1 rRNA gene is annotated in these 265 nt (G+C 52.5%); it reads right to left on the bottom strand.

Annotated features, from left to right (window positions below):
* Window positions 1-26: 26 nt before the first annotated feature.
* Window positions 27-265 (bottom strand): 23S ribosomal RNA (locus tag Q8X48_RS29990); the annotation flags it as partial.

Raw genomic sequence — 265 nt, 5'->3', positions numbered from 1 at the left:
GGAGCATCAAATTGCTTGGGTGTTATATGGTCAAGCCTCACGGGCAATTAGTATTGGTTAGCTCAACGCCTCACAGCGCTTACACACCCAACCTATCAACGTCGTAGTCTTCGACGGCCCTTCAGGGGACTCAAGGTCCCAGTGAGATCTCATCTTGAGGCAAGTTTCCCGCTTAGATGCTTTCAGCGGTTATCTTTTCCGAACATAGCTACCCGGCAATGCCACTGGCGTGACAACCGGAACACCAGAGGTTCGTCCACTCCGG

This window comes from Pseudomonas sp. QLc11A (assembly GCF_052112305.1).
Taxonomy (GTDB): Bacteria; Pseudomonadota; Gammaproteobacteria; order Pseudomonadales; family Pseudomonadaceae; genus Aquipseudomonas; species Aquipseudomonas laurylsulfatiphila.
The sequence above is the reverse complement of the archived record's forward strand: the minus strand, read 5'-3'. Positions and strand labels throughout refer to the sequence as shown.